The sequence below is a fragment of the Pseudomonas imperatae genome (assembly GCF_057128625.1).
In genome coordinates, this window is sequence record NZ_JBSKHP010000002.1 from 58,292 (window position 1) to 75,478 (window position 17,187).

Annotated in this window: 15 protein-coding genes; 9 read left to right on the top strand and 6 right to left on the bottom strand. The window is 63.6% G+C overall.

Going from position 1 to position 17,187, the window contains the following annotated elements; translation table 11 throughout:
• Positions 1–46: 46 nt before the first annotated feature.
• Both ACWKWX_RS02870 and ACWKWX_RS02875 read right to left on the bottom strand, forming a co-directional pair.
• Positions 47–673, bottom strand: a complete 627-nt coding sequence (locus tag ACWKWX_RS02870) for a TetR/AcrR family transcriptional regulator (RefSeq protein ID WP_416421493.1) — start codon at positions 671–673, stop codon at positions 47–49.
• A 159-nt stretch (positions 674–832) separates the two neighbouring features.
• Positions 833–2,209: a glutamine synthetase family protein gene (locus tag ACWKWX_RS02875; protein ID WP_416421492.1), complete on the bottom strand. Its 1,377-nt coding sequence runs from the start codon at positions 2,207–2,209 to the stop codon at positions 833–835.
• 277 nt (positions 2,210–2,486) lie between these two features.
• Here ACWKWX_RS02875 and ACWKWX_RS02880 point away from each other — a divergent pair, with 277 nt between their 5' ends.
• The 7 genes from ACWKWX_RS02880 (at position 2,487) to ACWKWX_RS02910 (ending at position 10,605) form a co-directional block, all read left to right on the top strand.
• Positions 2,487–3,266, top strand: a complete 780-nt coding sequence (locus tag ACWKWX_RS02880) for a gamma-glutamyl-gamma-aminobutyrate hydrolase family protein (protein ID WP_483826987.1) — start codon at positions 2,487–2,489, stop codon at positions 3,264–3,266.
• 14 nt (positions 3,267–3,280) lie between these two features.
• A complete protein-coding gene (locus ACWKWX_RS02885; RefSeq protein WP_416421490.1) occupies positions 3,281–4,639 on the top strand; it encodes a glutamine synthetase family protein in 1,359 nt (452 codons plus the stop codon).
• A 34-nt stretch (positions 4,640–4,673) separates the two neighbouring features.
• The gene (locus ACWKWX_RS02890) at positions 4,674–6,038 is read left to right on the top strand and encodes an aspartate aminotransferase family protein (RefSeq protein WP_483826988.1); all 1,365 of its coding nucleotides are present in this window, start codon (positions 4,674–4,676) and stop codon (positions 6,036–6,038) included.
• Between the two features lie 149 nt (positions 6,039–6,187).
• Positions 6,188–7,285, top strand: a complete 1,098-nt coding sequence (locus ACWKWX_RS02895; RefSeq protein ID WP_473004854.1) for a polyamine ABC transporter substrate-binding protein — start codon at positions 6,188–6,190, stop codon at positions 7,283–7,285.
• A gap of 376 nt (positions 7,286–7,661) precedes the next feature.
• A complete protein-coding gene (gene potA / locus ACWKWX_RS02900; protein WP_416421487.1) occupies positions 7,662–8,804 on the top strand; it encodes a polyamine ABC transporter ATP-binding protein in 1,143 nt (380 codons plus the stop codon).
• Complete coding sequence (locus tag ACWKWX_RS02905; RefSeq protein WP_416421486.1) at positions 8,801–9,718, top strand: ABC transporter permease subunit; 918 nt, start codon at positions 8,801–8,803, stop codon at positions 9,716–9,718. The genes potA and ACWKWX_RS02905 overlap by 4 nt, the downstream gene beginning before the upstream one ends.
• Positions 9,715–10,605 (top strand): ABC transporter permease subunit, encoded by an 891-nt coding sequence (locus ACWKWX_RS02910; RefSeq protein ID WP_416421485.1) that lies wholly within the window; start codon positions 9,715–9,717, stop codon positions 10,603–10,605. The genes ACWKWX_RS02905 and ACWKWX_RS02910 overlap by 4 nt, the downstream gene beginning before the upstream one ends.
• A 62-nt stretch (positions 10,606–10,667) precedes the next feature.
• Here ACWKWX_RS02910 and ACWKWX_RS02915 read toward each other — a convergent pair whose 3' ends face one another.
• Positions 10,668–13,043: a penicillin acylase family protein gene (locus ACWKWX_RS02915; protein WP_483826989.1), complete on the bottom strand. Its 2,376-nt coding sequence runs from the start codon at positions 13,041–13,043 to the stop codon at positions 10,668–10,670.
• Between the two features lie 22 nt (positions 13,044–13,065).
• On the bottom strand, positions 13,066–13,644 hold the full coding sequence (locus ACWKWX_RS02920) for a DUF6436 domain-containing protein (protein WP_483826990.1): 579 nt from the start codon (positions 13,642–13,644) through the stop codon (positions 13,066–13,068).
• A 96-nt stretch (positions 13,645–13,740) separates the two neighbouring features.
• On the opposite strand from ACWKWX_RS02920, the gene bipL reads away from it, so the two are divergent.
• Positions 13,741–14,664: a phospholipase BipL gene (gene bipL / locus ACWKWX_RS02925; protein WP_483826991.1), complete on the top strand. Its 924-nt coding sequence runs from the start codon at positions 13,741–13,743 to the stop codon at positions 14,662–14,664.
• 46 nt (positions 14,665–14,710) lie between these two features.
• Here the strand turns inward: bipL and ACWKWX_RS02930 are convergent, their stop codons facing one another.
• Together ACWKWX_RS02930 and ACWKWX_RS02935 are read right to left on the bottom strand one after the other, a co-directional pair.
• Positions 14,711–15,412, bottom strand: coding sequence for an Abi family protein (locus ACWKWX_RS02930; RefSeq protein ID WP_483826992.1), 702 nt, complete (start codon positions 15,410–15,412; stop codon positions 14,711–14,713).
• Between the two features lie 235 nt (positions 15,413–15,647).
• Positions 15,648–16,412 carry a DUF2059 domain-containing protein gene (locus ACWKWX_RS02935; RefSeq protein ID WP_473004848.1) on the bottom strand — a complete coding sequence of 255 codons (765 nt, stop codon included), beginning with the start codon at positions 16,410–16,412 and terminating at the stop codon, positions 15,648–15,650.
• Between the two features lie 142 nt (positions 16,413–16,554).
• Between ACWKWX_RS02935 and ACWKWX_RS02940 the strand changes: the two genes are divergently transcribed.
• Positions 16,555–17,187, top strand: a complete 633-nt coding sequence (locus tag ACWKWX_RS02940) for a 2OG-Fe(II) oxygenase (RefSeq protein ID WP_416421478.1) — start codon at positions 16,555–16,557, stop codon at positions 17,185–17,187.

A 17,187-nucleotide genomic window follows, 5' to 3' on the forward strand; every position in this document is an offset into this window, starting at 1 on the left:
TTCGGCGGGCATAAAAGCTCGCTGGCAAGCCAGCTCCCACAAGTGTTCAGCGCTTGGGCAGGAACGGCGGCAGGTACAGCCCCACATAGGCATCGAACACCCGCATCCCTTCCTCCGCCAACCGCGGGGTAATCTGCCCGTGCAGCTGCACCGAGCGCGCGTACACGCGGTCGCCCAGCTCCATGGCCAGGGCGAACACGTCCACGTCGTCCGGCAGCGCCGGTAGCTGGAAGTGGCGGTCGAACACCTGGTGCATCAACACCCCCAACTCCAGGTCGTGCTGGCGGTCGGCCTGGGTCACTTCGGCCAGGCCGTGCTGGGCCAGGATCAACTGGCGCGCAGCGGCGTCCTGGCTATAGATCACCAGCATGCGTTCTTCGAGGATGCGCGACAGGTCGTGCCAGCTGCGCAGCGCGGCGTGGTCCACCGGCGCTTGCAGGCAGGCGCGGAAGGCAGCGTGCACGTCGGCGGTCAGCGCCTCGAGCAGGGCCGGCACGCTGGCGAAGAAGTGGTACACGGAAGAGGGTGGGATCTCGGCGCGTTCGGCCACGCTGTAGATCGACAGGCTGCCCACGCCTTCGCTGGCCAGCAGGGCGCGCGCTGCCTCGAGGATCGAGTCGATCCGTGCCTGGCTGCGGGCGCGAGGTTTGCGTGGCGTGGCGGTGCGGGTCATGGGCTTCTCCGGAAGGCGAGCCGCATTGTAAGGGTTTCTTGTGGGAGCTGGCTTGCCAGCGAGCTTTGAGGGCGCTGGAAAAGCTCGCTGGCAAGCCAGCTCCCACAAAAAAACCGCAGGCCTTGGAGGCGCGCGGTTTTTTTGTACGACACCAAGCCATCAAACGGTATGCAGGTACCAGTTGTACTCAAGGTCGGAGATGGAGTGTTCGAACTCCTCCAGCTCGCTTTCCTTGCAGGCCACGAAGATATCGATGTACTTCGGATCGATATACCGCGCCAGGATCTCGCTGTCGTCCAGCTCGCGCAGGGCATCGCGCAGGTTGTTCGGCAGGCTCTGCTCGTTCTGCTCGTAGGAGTTGCCTTCCACCGGCTCGTTCGGCTCGACCTTGTTGGTCAGGCCGTGGTGCACGCCAGCCAGCACGGCAGCCATCAGCAGGTACGGGTTGGCATCGGCACCGGCCACGCGGTGTTCGATACGCACGGCGTCCGGCGTGCCGGTCGGCACGCGCAGGGCCACGGTGCGGTTGTCCAGGCCCCAGCACGGCGAGTTCGGCACGTAGAACTGGGCACCAAAGCGGCGGTACGAGTTGACGTTCGGGCACAGGAACGCCATCGACGCCGGCAGGGTCTCGAGCACACCGCCGATCGCGTGACGCAGCGCGGCGTTCTGCTCGGGATCCTCACTGGTGAAGATGTTCTTGCCGTCCTTGTCCAGGACCGAGATGTGCACGTGCAGGCCGTTGCCCGCCTGGCCCGGGTAGGGCTTGGCCATGAAGGTGGTGTCCATCTCATGGTCGTAGGCGATGTTCTTGATCAGGCGCTTGAGCAGCACGGCGTAGTCGCAGGCCTTCATCGGGTCGGCCACGTGGTGCAGGTTCACTTCGAACTGCGCCGGGGCACTTTCCTTGACGATGGCGTCGGCTGGGATGCCTTGCTCCTTGGCACCTTCCAGGATGTCCTGGAGGCAGTCCACGTATTCGTCCAGGTCGTCGATCAGGTACACCTGGGTCGAGTGCGGACGCTTGCCGGAGATAGGCGAGCGCGGCGGCTGCGGACGGCCGTTCACGTTCTCCTGGTCGATCAGGTAGAACTCCAGCTCGAAGGCGGCGCAGATGGTCAGGCCCAGCTCGTCGAACTTGGCCACCACCTGGCGCAGTACTTCGCGCGGGTCGGCAAAGAAGGGTTCGCCTTCCAGTTCGTGCATGGTCATCAGCAACTGCGCGGTAGGGCGCTTCTGCCAGGGTTCGTTGGAGAGGGTATCGGGGATCGGATAGCAGATGCGGTCTGCGTCGCCGATGTCCAGGCCCAGCCCGGTGCTTTCCACCGTCGAGCCGTTGATGTCCAGGGCGAAAAGCGAGGCGGGCAGGTTGATGCCTTTCTCGTAAACCTTGTGGAGGCTGGTGCGTTCGATGCGCTTGCCGCGCACCACACCATTCATATCTGCAATCAGAAGGTCGACGTACAGAACCTCAGGATGTTCCTTAAGGAATGCGTTCGCTTCGTTGAGCTGAACGGCACGCGGGGGTACCGACATGATGCAACACCTTTGTTGTTAAAAATATCAATCATTGGGCTTTTGCTGTTTCAGTCAATCCGAAAGCCACCTTGAAGTCAAGCGAGGCTCGGTTTGCCCTGAATTGGCGCCTTGAGGCAGTTTTTGCCGCTTTTTGGGGCGGTTTTTCTTTCCCTGAAGACCCTCAAATGAATTGTTTGGTGGGGCGTGTTGTATTTTTTACGGGGGTGTTGTGAAAAAAAATGAACAACGCTAAGCTCGTTCGCAACCCATAACGCCAATAATACCGGGGGATCACATGGCACGCCTGCCGACAATCGGCGTCACCGCCTGCTTAAAACCAGTCGGGCTGCACGCCAGCCATACTTGTGGTGACAAATACGTCCGCGCAGTTGCCGTGGCCGCCGAAGGCTTGCCGATGATCATTCCGGCACTGGGCGAGCTGTTCGAACCGACCCAAATACTTGACGGCCTGGATGGCATCCTCTTCACCGGCTCCCCGTCCAACGTCGACCCTCGTCACTATACCGGCCCCGCAAGCGCGCCAGGCACGCTGCACGATCCTGCCCGTGATGCTACCACCTTACCGCTGATTCGCGCCGCCGTGGCGGCTGGCGTGCCGGTATTAGGCATTTGCCGCGGCTTCCAGGAGCTGAACGTGGCGCTGGGCGGCACCTTGCACCAGCAGGTTCACGCAACGGGAACCTTCATGGACCATCGTGAACCCAAGGACCAGCCCGTCGAGGTCCAGTATGCCCTGCGCCATGCGGTGGATGTCCAGCCCGGCGGCGTGTTGCAGGCCATCGGCTTGCCCGCGCAGTTCCAGGTCAACTCCATTCATGCCCAGGGTATCGACCGTGTGGCCCCGGGTTTGCGCGTCGAGGCGGTGGCACCCGATGGCCTGGTGGAGGCCGTCTCCGCCCAGGGGGGCAGGGGTTTTGCACTAGGCTTGCAGTGGCACCCGGAATGGCAAGTGCTGGATAACCCGCACTACCTCGCCATCTTCCAGGCCTTCGGCAGCGCTTGCCGGCAACGTGCCAGCCAACGCGACGCCGCGGCGTCCAGGCCTGCTATCTAGCCCCTGAGGTATTTATGCGTACCAGCCTCGACCAGCTCACCGATTGGTTGAAAGAACACAAGATCACCGAGGTCGAGTGCCTGATCGCCGACCTGACCGGTATCACCCGCGGCAAGATCTCGCCCACCAACAAGTTCATCGCCGAAAAAGGCATGCGCCTGCCGGAAAGCGTGCTGCTGCAGACCGTGACCGGCGATTACGTGGAAGACGACATCTACTACGAGCTGCTGGACCCGGCCGACATCGACATGATCTGCCGCCCGGACGAGAACGCCGTGTTCGTGGTGCCGTGGGCCATCGAGCCTACCGCCCAGGTGATCCACGACACCTACGACAAGCAGGGCAACCCCATCGAGCTGTCGCCGCGCAACGTCTTGAAGAAGGTGCTCAAGCTCTACGCCGACAAGGGCTGGCAGCCCATCGTGGCGCCGGAGATGGAGTTCTACCTGACCAAGCGCTGCGAAGACCCGGACTTCCCCCTGCAGGCCCCCGTGGGCCGCTCGGGGCGCCCGGAAACCGGCCGCCAGTCGTTCTCCATTGAAGCGGCGAACGAGTTCGACCCGCTGTTCGAGGACGTCTACGACTGGTGCGAGCTGCAGCACCTGGACCTGGACACGCTGATCCACGAGGACGGCACGGCGCAGATGGAGATCAACTTCCGTCACGGCAACGCCCTGCACCTGGCCGACCAGATCCTGGTGTTCAAGCGCACCATGCGCGAGGCGGCGCTCAAGCACAACGTGGCCGCCACCTTCATGGCCAAGCCCATGACCGGCGAGCCCGGCAGCGCCATGCACCTGCACCAGAGCATCGTTGACCTTGAGACCGGCAAGAACATCTTCTCCAATGAAGACGGCAGCATGAGCACGCTGTTCCTGCACCACGTGGGCGGCCTGCAGAAGTTCATCCCCGAGCTGCTGCCGCTGTTCGCGCCCAACGTCAATTCGTTCCGCCGCTTCCTGCCCGACACCTCGGCGCCGGTGAACGTGGAGTGGGGCGAGGAGAACCGCACCGTGGGCCTGCGCGTGCCGGACGCCGTGCCGCAGAACCGCCGGGTAGAAAACCGCCTGCCGGGCGCCGACGCCAACCCCTACCTGGCCATCGCCGCCAGCCTGCTGTGTGGCTACATCGGCATGGTCGAGGGCATCGAGCCCAGCGCGCCGGTGCAGGGCCGTGGCTACGAGCGGCGCAACCTGCGCCTGCCGCTGACCATCGAGGACGCCCTGGAGCGCATGGAAAACTGCAAGACGGTGGAGCAGTACCTGGGGAGCAAATTCATCATCGGTTACGTCGCGGTGAAGCGCGCCGAACACGAGAACTTCAAGCGCGTCATCAGCTCATGGGAACGTGAATTCCTGCTGTTCGCGGTGTGATCAACGCGGGGCCCGCCCCGATGAGGAGAAGGCAATGAGCAACAAGAATTCGCAAACCCAAGCGTGGCAGGCCCTGAGCGGCGAGCACCACCTGGCGCCGTTCAGCGACTACCAGCAGCTCAAGGAAAAAGGCCCGCGCATCATCACCAAGGCCAAGGGCGTGCACCTGTGGGACAGCGAAGGCAACAAGATCCTCGACGGCATGGCCGGCCTGTGGTGCGTGGCCGTGGGCTACGGCCGTGACGAGTTGGCCGACGTGGCCGCCAAACAGATGCGCGAGCTGCCGTACTACAACCTGTTCTTCCAGACCGCCCACCCACCGGCGCTGGAACTGGCCAAGGCGGTCAGCGACGTGGCGCCCGAGGGCATGACCCACGTGTTCTTCACCGGCTCAGGCTCCGAGGGCAACGACACCGTGCTGCGCATGGTCCGTCACTACTGGGCGCTGAAGGGCAAGCCCGAGAAGAAGGTGATCATCAGCCGCATCAACGGCTACCACGGCTCCACCGTGGCCGGCGCCAGCCTGGGCGGCATGGTGGGCATGCACGAGCAGGGCGACCTGCCGATTCCCGGCATCGTCCACATTGCCCAGCCGTACTGGTTCGGCGAAGGCGGTGACATGGGCCAGGACGAGTTCGGCGTGTGGGCCGCCGACCAGCTGGAGAAGAAGATTCTGGAGCTGGGCGTGGACACTGTCGGCGCCTTCATTGCCGAACCCATCCAGGGTGCCGGTGGCGTGATCATCCCGCCAGCAACCTACTGGCCGCGGGTAAAAGAGATCCTGGCCAAGTACGACATCCTGTTCGTGGCCGACGAAGTGATCTGCGGTTTCGGCCGCACCGGCGAATGGTTCGGCAGCGATTACTACGGCCTCAAGCCGGACCTGATGACCATCGCCAAGGGCCTGACCTCGGGCTACATCCCCATGGGCGGGGTGATCGTGCGTGACGAGGTGGCCAAGACCCTGTCCGAAGGGGGCGATTTCAACCACGGCTTCACCTATTCCGGCCACCCGGTAGCCGCCGCCGTGGGCCTGGAAAACATCCGGATTCTGCGCGACGAAAAAATTATCGAGCGCGTACGTGAAGAAACGGCACCGTATTTGCAGAAACGTCTGCGTGAGCTGAGCGACCACCCGCTGGTGGGCGAAGTTCGCGGGTTGGGCCTGCTGGGGGCTATCGAACTGGTCAAGGACAAGGCCACGCGCCAGCGCTACGAAGGCATGGGTGTGGGCATGATCTGCCGCAATTTCTGCTTCAACAATGGCCTGATCATGCGCGCCGTGGGCGACACCATGATCATTGCGCCGTCGTTGGTGATCACTCACGAAGAGATCGATGAGTTGGTTACAAAAGCACGCAAATGCCTGGACCTGACTTTGGAAGCGCTGAACAGCTAAGTGCTAGGCTTTGGGGTTGTTTGGAGGGGGGGAGGAAAAGGTTGCTGTTTTAATTGAAACAGCGCCTTCGTCCTTGCCAGACTAGGAAGTGGTGCGGTTGCCCCCGGCGCTGACACATACGGAATTAAAAAAATATTGGAGCCTTACGCATGAAGATATTTGGCAAGACCCTCCTCGCCATGTCCCTGATGGGTGTCGTGGCCGCTGCTGCACACGCGGATGACAAAGTACTGCACGTGTACAACTGGTCGGACTATATCGCGCCGAACACCATCGCGGATTTCGAGAAGGAGTCGGGGATCAAGGTCGTCTACGACGTATTCGACAGCAACGAAACCCTGGAAGCCAAACTGCTGGCTGGCAAGTCGGGCTATGACATCGTGGTGCCGTCCAACAACTTCCTGGCCAAGCAGATCAAGGCTGGCGTCTACCAGGAACTGGACAAGTCCAAGCTGAGCAACTACGGCAACCTGAACAAGGACCTGCTGAAGGCTGTGTCGGTCAGCGACCCGAACAACGCCCACGCCTTCCCGTACATGTGGGGCACCATCGGCATTGGCTACAACCCCGAGAAGGTCAAGGCTGCCCTGGGCGCCGACGCCCCGGTGAACTCCTGGGACCTGGTGTTCAAGCCCGAGAACGCTGCCAAGCTGAAAGGCTGTGGCATCAGCTTCCTCGACTCGCCAACCGAGATGATCCCGGCGGCGCTGCACTACCTGGGCTTCAAGACCGACACCCAGAACAAGGACGAGATCAAGAAGGCCGAGGACCTGTTCCTCAAGATTCGCCCGTCGATCGCCTACTTCCACTCGTCCAAGTACATCTCGGACCTGGCCAACGGCAACATCTGCGTGGCCGTGGGCTACTCGGGTGACGTGAAGCAAGCCGCCTCCCGTGCCCACGAGGCCGGTGACAAGGTACACGTCAGCTACAGCATTCCGAAGGAAGGCGCCGGCAGCTTCTACGACATGGTCGCCATCCCTAAAGATGCCGAGAACGTCGAAGGTGCCTACAAGTTCATGAACTTCATCCTGCAACCAAAAGTGATGGCTGAAATCAGCGACGCCGTGGGTTACCCGAACGGCAACGCCGCCGCCACCCCGCTGGTGAACAAGGACATCGCCAACGACCCGGGCATCTACCCGCCGGCTGACGTGCAGGCCAAGCTGTACGCCATCGCCGACCTGCCGGCTGCTACCCAGCGCATCCTGACGCGCACCTGGACCACCATCAAGTCGGGCAAGTAAGCCCCGCCTGATGTTCCCTGGGTACTGCGCCGCACCAGTCGGCGCAGTACCGCAGGTGACTGAATTAGAAATAGTTTTTGCGACACTGCTGTAACAGTTGTTAAGTTGCGCGCCGGCTTTTTCAAGCGGTCGGCACGCGGCCGTCCGAAATTTGTTTTTTGCACCACCGTGTTCGCCCTTTTTTGTGCGTGCATTTGTAACTTAGGAGCCGACGTTGTTGGCCGTGTCACATGCACCTGAAGTGATCGCTCAGGTCCGTGATTCAGTCGGTCAGGCCAGCCAAAACCCTGTGGCTGGCGACCTGAAGGACCAGGCTGCAAGAATCCAGGGCCCGCCTATCCGGGGTGGGCTGTAAAATTTTGTTGGGAGTTTCGTAATGGCAGTTGCCTCCGGTGCCTATAAGAAAGCCCTCGAGGGCGATCAGCAACCTAAACAGGTGCTGGTCAAAATCGACCGGGTCACGAAGAAGTTCGACGAGACGATTGCAGTCGATGACGTGTCGCTGCAAATCAACAAGGGCGAGATCTTTGCCCTGCTCGGCGGCTCCGGCTCGGGTAAATCCACCCTGCTGCGCATGCTGGCCGGCTTCGAGCGGCCAACCGAGGGGCGTATCTACCTCGATGGCGTGGACATCACCGACATGCCGCCCTACGAGCGGCCGATCAACATGATGTTCCAGTCGTACGCGCTGTTCCCGCACATGACCGTGGCGCAGAACATCGCCTTCGGCCTCAAGCAGGACAAGATCCCCGCGGCCGAGATCGACGCCCGCGTGGCCGAGATGCTCAAGCTGGTACAGATGAGCCAGTACGCCAAGCGCAAGCCGCACCAGCTGTCCGGTGGCCAGCGCCAGCGCGTGGCCCTGGCCCGTTCGCTGGCCAAGCGCCCGAAGCTGCTTCTGCTCGACGAGCCCATGGGCGCCCTGGACAAGAAACTGCGTTCGCAGATGCAGCTCGAGCTGGTGGAGATCATCGAGCGCGTTGGCGTGACCTGCGTCATGGTAACCCACGACCAGGAAGAGGCCATGACCATGGCCCAGCGCATCGCCATCATGCACCTGGGCTGGATTGCCCAGATCGGCAGCCCGATCGACATCTATGAGACGCCGACCAGCCGCCTGGTCTGTGAGTTCATCGGCAACGTCAACCTGTTCGAAGGCGAAGTGGTGGACGACGCCGAAGGCCACGCGCTGATCCACAGCCCGGAGCTGGAGCGCAACATCTACGTGGGCCACGGCATCAGCACCTCGGTGCAGGACAAGCACATCACCTACGCCATCCGCCCGGAAAAGCTGCTGGTGACCGTCGAGCCGCCCGCCGGCGAGTACAACTGGTCGCGCGGTAAAGTACATGACATCGCCTACCTGGGCGGCCACTCGGTGTTCTACGTCGAGCTGCCGTGCGGCAAGCTGGTCCAGTCGTTCGTGGCCAACGCCGAACGCCGTGGCGCGCGCCCTACCTGGGGTGACCAGGTCTACGTGTGGTGGGAAGACGACAGCGGCGTGGTACTGCGCTCATGAACAAGAAACTGACCCGTGCCTTGCAACGAATAACCCCCGGCGGCCGCCAGTTCGTGATTGGCGTGCCGTTCCTGTGGCTGTTCCTGTTCTTCATGCTGCCGTTCTTCATCGTCTTGAAGATCAGCTTCGCTGAAGCAGACGTGGCGATCCCGCCGTACACCGAGATCTACACCTTCGTCGACCAGAAGATCCAGTTGCTGCTGAACCTGGGCAACTACGCGATGCTGGGCGACGACGACCTGTACATCTCGGCGTACCTGGGCTCGCTGAAAATGGCCTTCTTCAGCACGCTGCTGTGCCTGGTGATCGGCTACCCCATGGCCTACGCCATCGCCCGCGCCCGCAAGGAAGCGCAGACGGTGCTGTTGCTGCTGATCATGATGCCGACCTGGACCGCTATCCTGATCCGCGTCTACGCCTGGATGGGCATCCTCAGCAACAATGGCCTGCTCAACGCCTTCCTGATGTGGACCGGCCTGATCGACCAGCCGCTGCAGATCCTCAACACCAACCTGGCGGTGTACATCGGCGTGGTCTATTCGTACCTGCCGTTCATGATCCTGCCGCTGTTCGCCAACCTGGTGAAGCATGATCCAAGCCTGCTGGAAGCCGCATCGGACCTGGGTTCGAGCACTTTCAACAGCTTCTGGAAGATCACCGTGCCGCTGTCGAAAAACGGCATCATCGCCGGCTGCATGCTGGTGTTCATCCCGGTGGTCGGCGAGTTCGTGATTCCCGAGCTGCTGGGCGGCCCGGAAACCCTGATGATCGGCCGCGTGCTGTGGCAAGAGTTCTTCAACAACCGTGACTGGCCGGTGGCATCCGCCCTGGCGGTGGTGATGCTGGCGATCCTGATCGTGCCGATCCTGCTCTTCAACCGTAGTCAGGCCAAAGAGATGGAGGGCAAGGCATGAAGCGTTTCAGTTTTTCCAACCTGATGCTGGTACTGGGCCTGCTGTTCATCTACCTGCCCATGGTCATCCTGGTGATCTACTCGTTCAACGCCTCCAAGCTGGTAACGGTGTGGGGCGGCTGGTCGGTGAAATGGTACGTGGGCCTGGTGGACAACACCCAGCTGGTGAGCTCGGTGGGCCGTTCGCTGGAAATCGCCTGCTACACCGCCATTGCGGCAGTGGCGCTGGGCACCCTGGCGGCGTTCGTGCTGACACGCGTCACCCGCTTCAAGGGCCGCACGCTGTTCGGCGGCCTGGTGACCGCGCCGCTGGTAATGCCCGAGGTGATCACCGGCCTGTCGCTGTTGCTGCTGTTCGTGGCCATGGCCCAGTCCCTGGGCTGGCCTGAAGAGCGTGGCATCGTCACCATCTGGATCGCCCACACCACGTTCTGCGCTGCCTACGTGGCGGTGGTGGTGTCGGCCCGCCTGCGCGAGCTGGACCTGTCCATCGAAGAGGCGGCCATGGACCTGGGCGCGCGGCCGTGGAAGGTGTTCATGCTGATCACCATCCCGATGATCGCGCCTTCGCTGGCAGCCGGCGGCATGATGTCGTTCGCCCTGTCGCTGGACGACCTGGTGCTGGCCAGCTTCGTGTCGGGCCCTGGCTCCACGACGCTGCCGATGGAAGTGTTCTCGGCGGTGCGCCTGGGCGTGAAGCCGGAGATCAACGCCGTGGCCAGCCTGATCCTGCTGTCGGTGTCGATCGTCACCTTCCTGGTGTGGTACTTCACCCGCCGCAACGAAGAGCGCCGCAAACGCGCGATTCAAGCTGCAATCGAAGAAGCCGCGGCCGATGGCTGGAAACAGCCTGACCCGCGTCGCGCGCAACAGCCAGTGGCTGCTTGAGTGCCCTGACGCGGCCTTTGGCCGCTGCTACAGACCCGTAGCAGCGGCCGCAGGCCGCGTCCCTACCTCCCAGGCACCAACTCCAGGGTGCTCACCGTGCCCTTCGCCACATCCCACTCCTGCAACAACGCCTGCCGGTATTTCCCCTCGCTGTAGTCTTTCGCCTGGTCGCCATAGTGCGCATCGAACAACACACCGCTTTGCCCCACAGGGTTGATGGTGTGCGCGTGCGCCGGGTCGGCGAAGTCGATGACGCGCCGGGTGGACGGCCCATAACTCACTTTCCACGGCGCCGGGCCCAGCTTCGCTGATTGGTTGTTGGGCACCTCATGGCTGCCCGGCATGGCGAACGGCCCGACATTGAACAGCCGGTCCAGTGGCTGCTGCATACCCAGCGGGTGTTCGTGGGTGAGGGTGTGCGCCTTGCCCCATTGCCACTGGTTCGGGTCTTTGCCCAGCGTGCCCTTGAGGTGGTCGACCGCCACGCGCCAGGCCATGCGCACGATGTCGGCACGGTTCTCACGCTCGGGCGAGCTGCGGTCGTCCCACCAGGGCGAGTCCGGGTCCGCAGCCAGGCGGGGCAGGGCGAAGTCCAGGTCGCGGGTGGACAGCAGGGTTTCGAACATGGCGTTGCCCAGTTCGTCGTGCATGGCTGCGTAGGTGAGGTCGTAGAGGAATTCGGTGAACAGCGTGGCGCTGGTGGAGTCCAGCGGGTAATCGCCCTGCCACTGCGCCAGTTGCTCGACCAAAGCCTTTTCGCCAGGGTCAGTGACCACCTGGCGCAGCACTGGCAGCAATGGCGTCAGCACGCGCTGGGCGTAGCCGGTGCGGGTACCCAGTTGCAGCGCTTCGGTGTGGGCGGCGTCCCACTTCACCCCAGGTGAGCTGAGCTGGCTGAACAGCTGCTGGCCGCGGTCGGCCAGGTTGTAGTAGCCGGGGATGGCGATGCCAGTGGGCGACAGCGGCTGGAAGTTGGCCGAGACGATGAACCCCCGGGCCGGGTTTTCTTCCTGGGGGTTGGCGCTGAACGGGTAGAAGCCCAGTTTGTCGGCCTCGGCGGTGCTGCCGTCGAGGATGAACTGCGGCTGCACCCCGGCCGGGCGGATGGGCAGCTGCGCCGCGGCCCACCAGCCGATGTCGCCGCGGGCGTTGGCCCACATCAGGTTCAGGCCCGGTGACTGGATCTTCGCCGCGGCGCTGCGCATTTTTTCCAGGGTGTCGGCGCGGTTGACCTCGTAGAAGCCCTGCAGAATCGGGTTCTCCGAGGCCAGGAACGACCACCACATGGCGATCGGCGTGCTGGGCGCGACCTTGCCCAGGGCGTCGTTGACGATGGGGCCGTGGGGCGAACGGTGCAGGGTGATGGTGACCGGCGCCTGGCCCTTGACCGCGATCTGCTGGGTGCTGCTCTCAAGGTCGGCCCACTGGCCGTGGTACCACACCTGGTTGGGGTTGGCCGGGTTGACCTTCTCGGCCACCAGGTCCAGGTCATCGTTCTGGAACATGGTCAGGCTCCAGCCGAAGTCCATGTTCTGCCCCAGTGCGGCGAAGGGGTTGAGCGGCTGGTGGTAGCCGTACAGGTTGAAGCCGGGGGCCGACAGCTGCGCCTCGTACCACACCGCCGGCACCGAGAAGCGGATGTGCGGGTCGCCGGCCAGTATCGGCTTGCCGCTGGCGGTGTGGCTGCCGGCGATCGCCCAGGCGTTGCTGCCTTCGAACTGCGGCAGGCCGGCCTGTTCCAGGGCCTGGTGGCTGACCTGGGCCAGGGTGTCCAGGCTCTTCCAGTCGCTGGCGGTGAGCGGCAGCACGCCCTGGGGGTGCCAGTCCAGGTCGAAGATCTTCAGGTAGCGGGGCCCCAACTGGTCGCGCACGTAGGTGAGCATGGGTTCGGTGCGGAACGCCGCGGCAAAGCTGTAGGCCATGTAGCCGGCGACGCTGAACGTGTCCTGGGCGGTAAAGGGCCGGGGCTGGATGCCCAGCACGTCGAACTCCATGGGCCGCGGGTGCCCGGCCTGGTACTGGTTCACGCCGTCCAGGTAGGCCTGCAGCGCCTGCCAGGCGGGCGACTGCTGGTCCTGGCGGGCCACGTACACCTCGGCCTGCTCGCGAATGCGCAGGCTGCGGAACAGGGTGTCGGTGGCGAGCAGCTTGGGCCCCAGCACCTCGGCCAGCTCGCCGCGCGCCAGGCGCCGCATGATCTCCATCTGGAACAGCCGGTCCTGGGCCTGCACGTAACCCAGGGCGCGGTACATGTCCTGCTGGTTCTGCGCCTGGATGTGCGGCACGCCGCGGTCGTCGTAGCGCACGCTGACCGGTGCGGCCAGGTGGGCGAGGGCGATCTCGCCGCTGCGCTGCGGCTGCTTGGAATGAACGTACCAGGCGCCACCGGCCGCAGCGGCGGCGATGAGCACGGCAAGGGCGGTGAGGCTGCGTTTCATCGCGGTTCCTTGTGAGGGGCCGTTACTGGGCGGCGCTGCTCCATGCGCAATAGCAGCCCTGGGCCAGGGTGTGCGTGGCGTTCACCGGCCGTCCGTCGGCCAGGGCCTTGAGGATGGGCTCGATGAAGCTGTTGCTGGAATCGCAGGTAGCGCCTTCGCTGTAGGGGCCGAAATAGGCCAGCTGGCCTTGGTGGTCCCAGATTGCCACGGCGGGGCTGGCCGGGATGCTGTCGCTGCCGGCAATGGCCGCAAGGGTCTTGAAACTGTCCAGATTGGCCGGCAGGCGGCCGTGGCTGCCGGCTTTCTGTACGGCGTAGAAGGCCACGCCCCGGGCACTGTAGGTGGCTTGCAGTTCACCCAGGTGCTGCTGGTTGGCGACGTTGCACGGGCACGCCGGGTCCCAGAAGTGCACCAGGCGAATGGGGCCGGGGCCGGCCAGGGCGTCGGGCAGTTTCAGGGCGTCGCCTTCGAAAAGCGTGGCGTGTTCGCTGAACACACGGATATATCGGCCCTGGAACCAGTCATATGCAGTCCACAGGGTGAGCCCGCAGATCAGTGCCAGGAGGGTGAGGAACAGGGTTTTGCGGCGCGAGGCAGGCATAGAGGCTCGGTCCGGGACAGGACGCCTAGCTTGCCATGCCCAGCCATACAGATGAATATCAGGGGTGTGTTTATTCGCTTTCAGCTGCGAGACCTTATGCCCGCGACATTTCGGCCGGATGCGCTACGCGCCAGCCTCAAACCCCTGGCCGCGCGTCAGCCCTTGTCTGCCGAAGCCCAGGCCTACCAGGCCTTCTACGGCATAGACCTGCCGTGCGAGCGCTGGCTGGGCCGTTTCGAAGCGGTGGGCTACGAGCTGGTGAGCCAGGTGTGGCTGCCGCCGGCGCCGGTGGCCACGCTGTTTCTGTTGCACGGCTTCTATGACCACATGGGCCTGTACCGGCACGTGATCCGCTGGGCGCTGGGCCATGGCTTCGCGGTGATCTCCGCAGACCTGCCGGGGCACGGCCTGTCCAGTGGCGAGCGGGCGCGCATCGACGACTTCGAGGACTACCAGGCGGCGCTGTTTGCGCTGTTCAAGGAGGCCGACAGCCTGGGCCTGCCGCAGCCCTGGCACCTGCTGGGGCAGAGCACCGGCGGCGCCATCGTGCTCGACCACCTGCTGTACCACGGCACCACCAGCCCGGCCCAAGGCCAGTCGATCCTGCTGGCGCCGCTGGTGCGGCCGCGTGGCTGGGGCTGGTCGCAGGTCAGCTACCGGCTGCTGAGCCCGTTCGTCAAAGGCATCGCCCGGCGTTTCAGCGAAAACACCAACGACCCCGATTTCATGCCGTTCCTGCAGGCCGACCCGCTGCAACCCGTGCGCCTGCCCACGGCCTGGGTGGGCGCGCTGGTGAACTGGGTGCCGCGCATCGAAGCGGCGCCCAGCAGCCCGCGTTCGCCGTTGATACTGCAGGGCGATGCCGACATGACCGTGGATTGGGAGCACAACCTGGGGGTGTTGCAGCGCAAGTTCCAGGCACCCCAGGTGCTGATGCTACCGGGGGCGCGGCACCACCTGGCGAACGAGGTGGCGCCGATTCGCGAGCGCTATTTCAGCTTTATCGACGCCAACCTCTGACAGCGTCGGGCACGGCGTTGTGTGGGGACGCGGCCTGTGGCCGCTGCTACGGGGGGAGGGGCATGGGCTCACTGCTGGCGGGTTTCGGTTTGGAGCGCATCACTTGATGAACGGTTGAGTGGCTCTTTAACCAAGCCTCTGCAGTAGCGCATCGATACCCCACTATCTCGATCAACTGCTTGTAAGCAGAAGAGACGTTTTGGCTGAAGATGGGTTCGTGATGAGCGATGCGGTTGCGAAACCGGTTGATGCTGGACACAAGCTGCTGCAATGAAGCCCGAGTGATGGACGGGTTTCGAGGGAATAATCGCTTGATATTGGTTTGCCACAAGCTGCGATCATATTCTGCCCTGAACAGGTTCGACCAGAAGTCCAGCGTCAGCCGCGAGACCACATCGTCCTTTTGCGCAGGTTTGCCCTTTTTTGCCGCTCGAAGCTTTGCTTTGTTCAAAGCCGCCAGGCTTTGTGGCGTTAGCAGGGACAGGAAGGCTGGCTCCAGATGCCATCGATTGCCAAATAGTGCACACAAGGTTTCATCAATGCCGTTGCGCAGAACGATCTCGACGATATGCAGAGGGAACAGAAACGCTTTGGCCAACCGTGCATTGTAGAGATAGAGCTCGAAGGCGTAGGTGTCGCTATGGCCCGCTTTTTTCAGGTAGGTGGAGTAACGCTTGCTTGAGAGCTGCGCTTCCAACAGGCGAGCGATAGGCGCCTTGTACGAAAAGGAGTGTTGACTCTCTGCCATGCCCGCGTATATTCCTGACCAACCAGCAGCTGATGTGGCCCCTCTGAATTTCGCGATTCATGCGCTCTCGGCAACGGAAACAGAGCCCCGGGACAGTTAACCTCTCCCGGGGTTTCGCTTTTTCAGGGGACCTGTTTCCAGCAGGGTATCCTGTCCGTGCGACCCGTTCGCCCTTCTTGTCCCACCATCTTGTTTCCTATTGTTTGTATCCTGCCAGGCCGATGATGGTGATGTGTCAGTTGCCCTTGCGTGGGTTCAGGCTTGAGGTGCTCTGGCCCACGGCCAGGCTCGCGCGCACGGCGGCCAGGGCGGCCTGGTAATACGCGTGGCCGTCGGGGGACTCGGCGAAATTGGCGAACTCTTCAAGCTCGGGGTCGGACAGGTCGCGGTACACGTACAGCAGGGTGTTATCCAGGTCGTTGCCGATCTGCGCCATCAGCCGCTGGCGCTGGCCGTCGAGCATGCCCTGGGCCTGGTCGCTACCCAGCAGGCCGGGGATCATCTGGCTGAGGCTGTCGGCGGCGACGCCGGCGATGGCCAGGCTCACTTCGGCACCGGCCTCACGGGCGGGCAGGGCGCGGGACAAGTGGCCGATGATCAGCGCGCGGGTGTCGCTGGCGGTCATGTGCGGCAGGCCCTGGGCGTTCTTGGCCAGCTGGTCGCGGCGGGTGGCCAGCAGTTCGGCGGCCACCACCTTGCGCCCCAGCGGCGACTGGAAGAAGGCCAGGGCCGGGTTCGGGTCGGCCAGGGTCTGGCGCAGCCTGGCCTCGGCGCGCTGGTCCATGGCCTGGGGGGCGAAGCGCTGGTCACTGTTGTTGACCAGGGCCTGGAAAACCGCGGGGGGCAAACTGTTCTGGTAGCGCTGCTGGGCCGCTTTAAGGGCGTCGGTGAAATGCGCCCGCTGCTCCGGCCAGCCGGCGACCTTGTACAACTGGTCGTGACTGTCTGCCCACGCGGGCAGGGCGCAGCACATGATCAAAAGGAAAAACAAACGGCGCATCAGGGACTCCTGTCGGCAGGCCGCCATTGTCCTTGGCCGGGCGGGGTCTTGTCGAGAATTCGTATCAGCCGGCGCAACATAAACGACGTGCTGCAGCCAGGGGGCCAAGTGGCTCTGTCGGTTTTGCGGGCACATGGATACTATGCGCGGCATGCAAATATCCTCTGATCATCCGCTGCTGTTACGTATCGTCGACGACCTGGCCGAGCGCGGCTGGTCGCAGCAAGACATCTTCCTGCCACAGGCTTTGACCCGTGAGCTTGCGGCCGAGTGCCGCCGGCGTGCCGTGCAGGGCGAGCTGGCGCCTGCGGCGGTTGGGCGGGGGCCGGCCCAGGAGATTCGCGAAGGCATTCGCGGCGATCGCATCCAGTGGCTGGAGCCGGGGGACTCGGCCCCCAGCGACCGCTACCTGGAGCTGATGGACGCCCTGCGCGAGGCCCTGAACCGCGGGCTGTTCCTGGGTTTGGAGGATTTCGAATGCCATTTCGCGCTCTACCCGCCGGGTGCCTTCTACCGCAAGCACGTCGACCGCTTCCGCGATGATGACCGGCGCATGGTTTCGGCCGTGGTCTACCTCAACGACGCCTGGGTGCCGGAGCATGGCGGCCAGCTGCGCATGTACCTGGAAGAAGGGCGCGAGCACGACGTGGCGCCGGTGGGTGGCTGTCTGGTGGTGTTCCTCTCGGGCGAGGTGCCCCACGAAGTGCTGCCCGCCGCCCAGGACCGCCTGTCGCTGACCGGCTGGTTCCGCCGCCGTGGCAACGAGCCGTTCTGA

What these genes read in the sequence shown, in the direction of transcription:
- ACWKWX_RS02880 (WP_483826987.1), top strand. Translation starts at nt 2,487, where the DNA reads ATGGCACGCCTGCCGACAATCGGCGTCACCGCCTGCTTAAAACCAGTC.
- bipL (WP_483826991.1), top strand. Translation starts at nt 13,741, where the DNA reads ATGCCCGCGACATTTCGGCCGGATGCGCTACGCGCCAGCCTCAAACCC.
- ACWKWX_RS02885 (WP_416421490.1), top strand. Translation starts at nt 3,281, where the DNA reads ATGCGTACCAGCCTCGACCAGCTCACCGATTGGTTGAAAGAACACAAG.
- ACWKWX_RS02935 (WP_473004848.1), bottom strand. Translation starts at nt 16,412, where the DNA reads ATGCGCCGTTTGTTTTTCCTTTTGATCATGTGCTGCGCCCTGCCCGCG.
- ACWKWX_RS02875 (WP_416421492.1), bottom strand. Translation starts at nt 2,209, where the DNA reads ATGTCGGTACCCCCGCGTGCCGTTCAGCTCAACGAAGCGAACGCATTC.
- ACWKWX_RS02930 (WP_483826992.1), bottom strand. Translation starts at nt 15,412, where the DNA reads ATGGCAGAGAGTCAACACTCCTTTTCGTACAAGGCGCCTATCGCTCGC.
- ACWKWX_RS02910 (WP_416421485.1), top strand. Translation starts at nt 9,715, where the DNA reads ATGAAGCGTTTCAGTTTTTCCAACCTGATGCTGGTACTGGGCCTGCTG.
- ACWKWX_RS02915 (WP_483826989.1), bottom strand. Translation starts at nt 13,043, where the DNA reads ATGAAACGCAGCCTCACCGCCCTTGCCGTGCTCATCGCCGCCGCTGCG.
- ACWKWX_RS02870 (WP_416421493.1), bottom strand. Translation starts at nt 673, where the DNA reads ATGACCCGCACCGCCACGCCACGCAAACCTCGCGCCCGCAGCCAGGCA.
- ACWKWX_RS02940 (WP_416421478.1), top strand. Translation starts at nt 16,555, where the DNA reads ATGCGCGGCATGCAAATATCCTCTGATCATCCGCTGCTGTTACGTATC.
- ACWKWX_RS02905 (WP_416421486.1), top strand. Translation starts at nt 8,801, where the DNA reads ATGAACAAGAAACTGACCCGTGCCTTGCAACGAATAACCCCCGGCGGC.
- potA (WP_416421487.1), top strand. Translation starts at nt 7,662, where the DNA reads ATGGCAGTTGCCTCCGGTGCCTATAAGAAAGCCCTCGAGGGCGATCAG.
- ACWKWX_RS02895 (WP_473004854.1), top strand. Translation starts at nt 6,188, where the DNA reads ATGAAGATATTTGGCAAGACCCTCCTCGCCATGTCCCTGATGGGTGTC.
- ACWKWX_RS02890 (WP_483826988.1), top strand. Translation starts at nt 4,674, where the DNA reads ATGAGCAACAAGAATTCGCAAACCCAAGCGTGGCAGGCCCTGAGCGGC.
- ACWKWX_RS02920 (WP_483826990.1), bottom strand. Translation starts at nt 13,644, where the DNA reads ATGCCTGCCTCGCGCCGCAAAACCCTGTTCCTCACCCTCCTGGCACTG.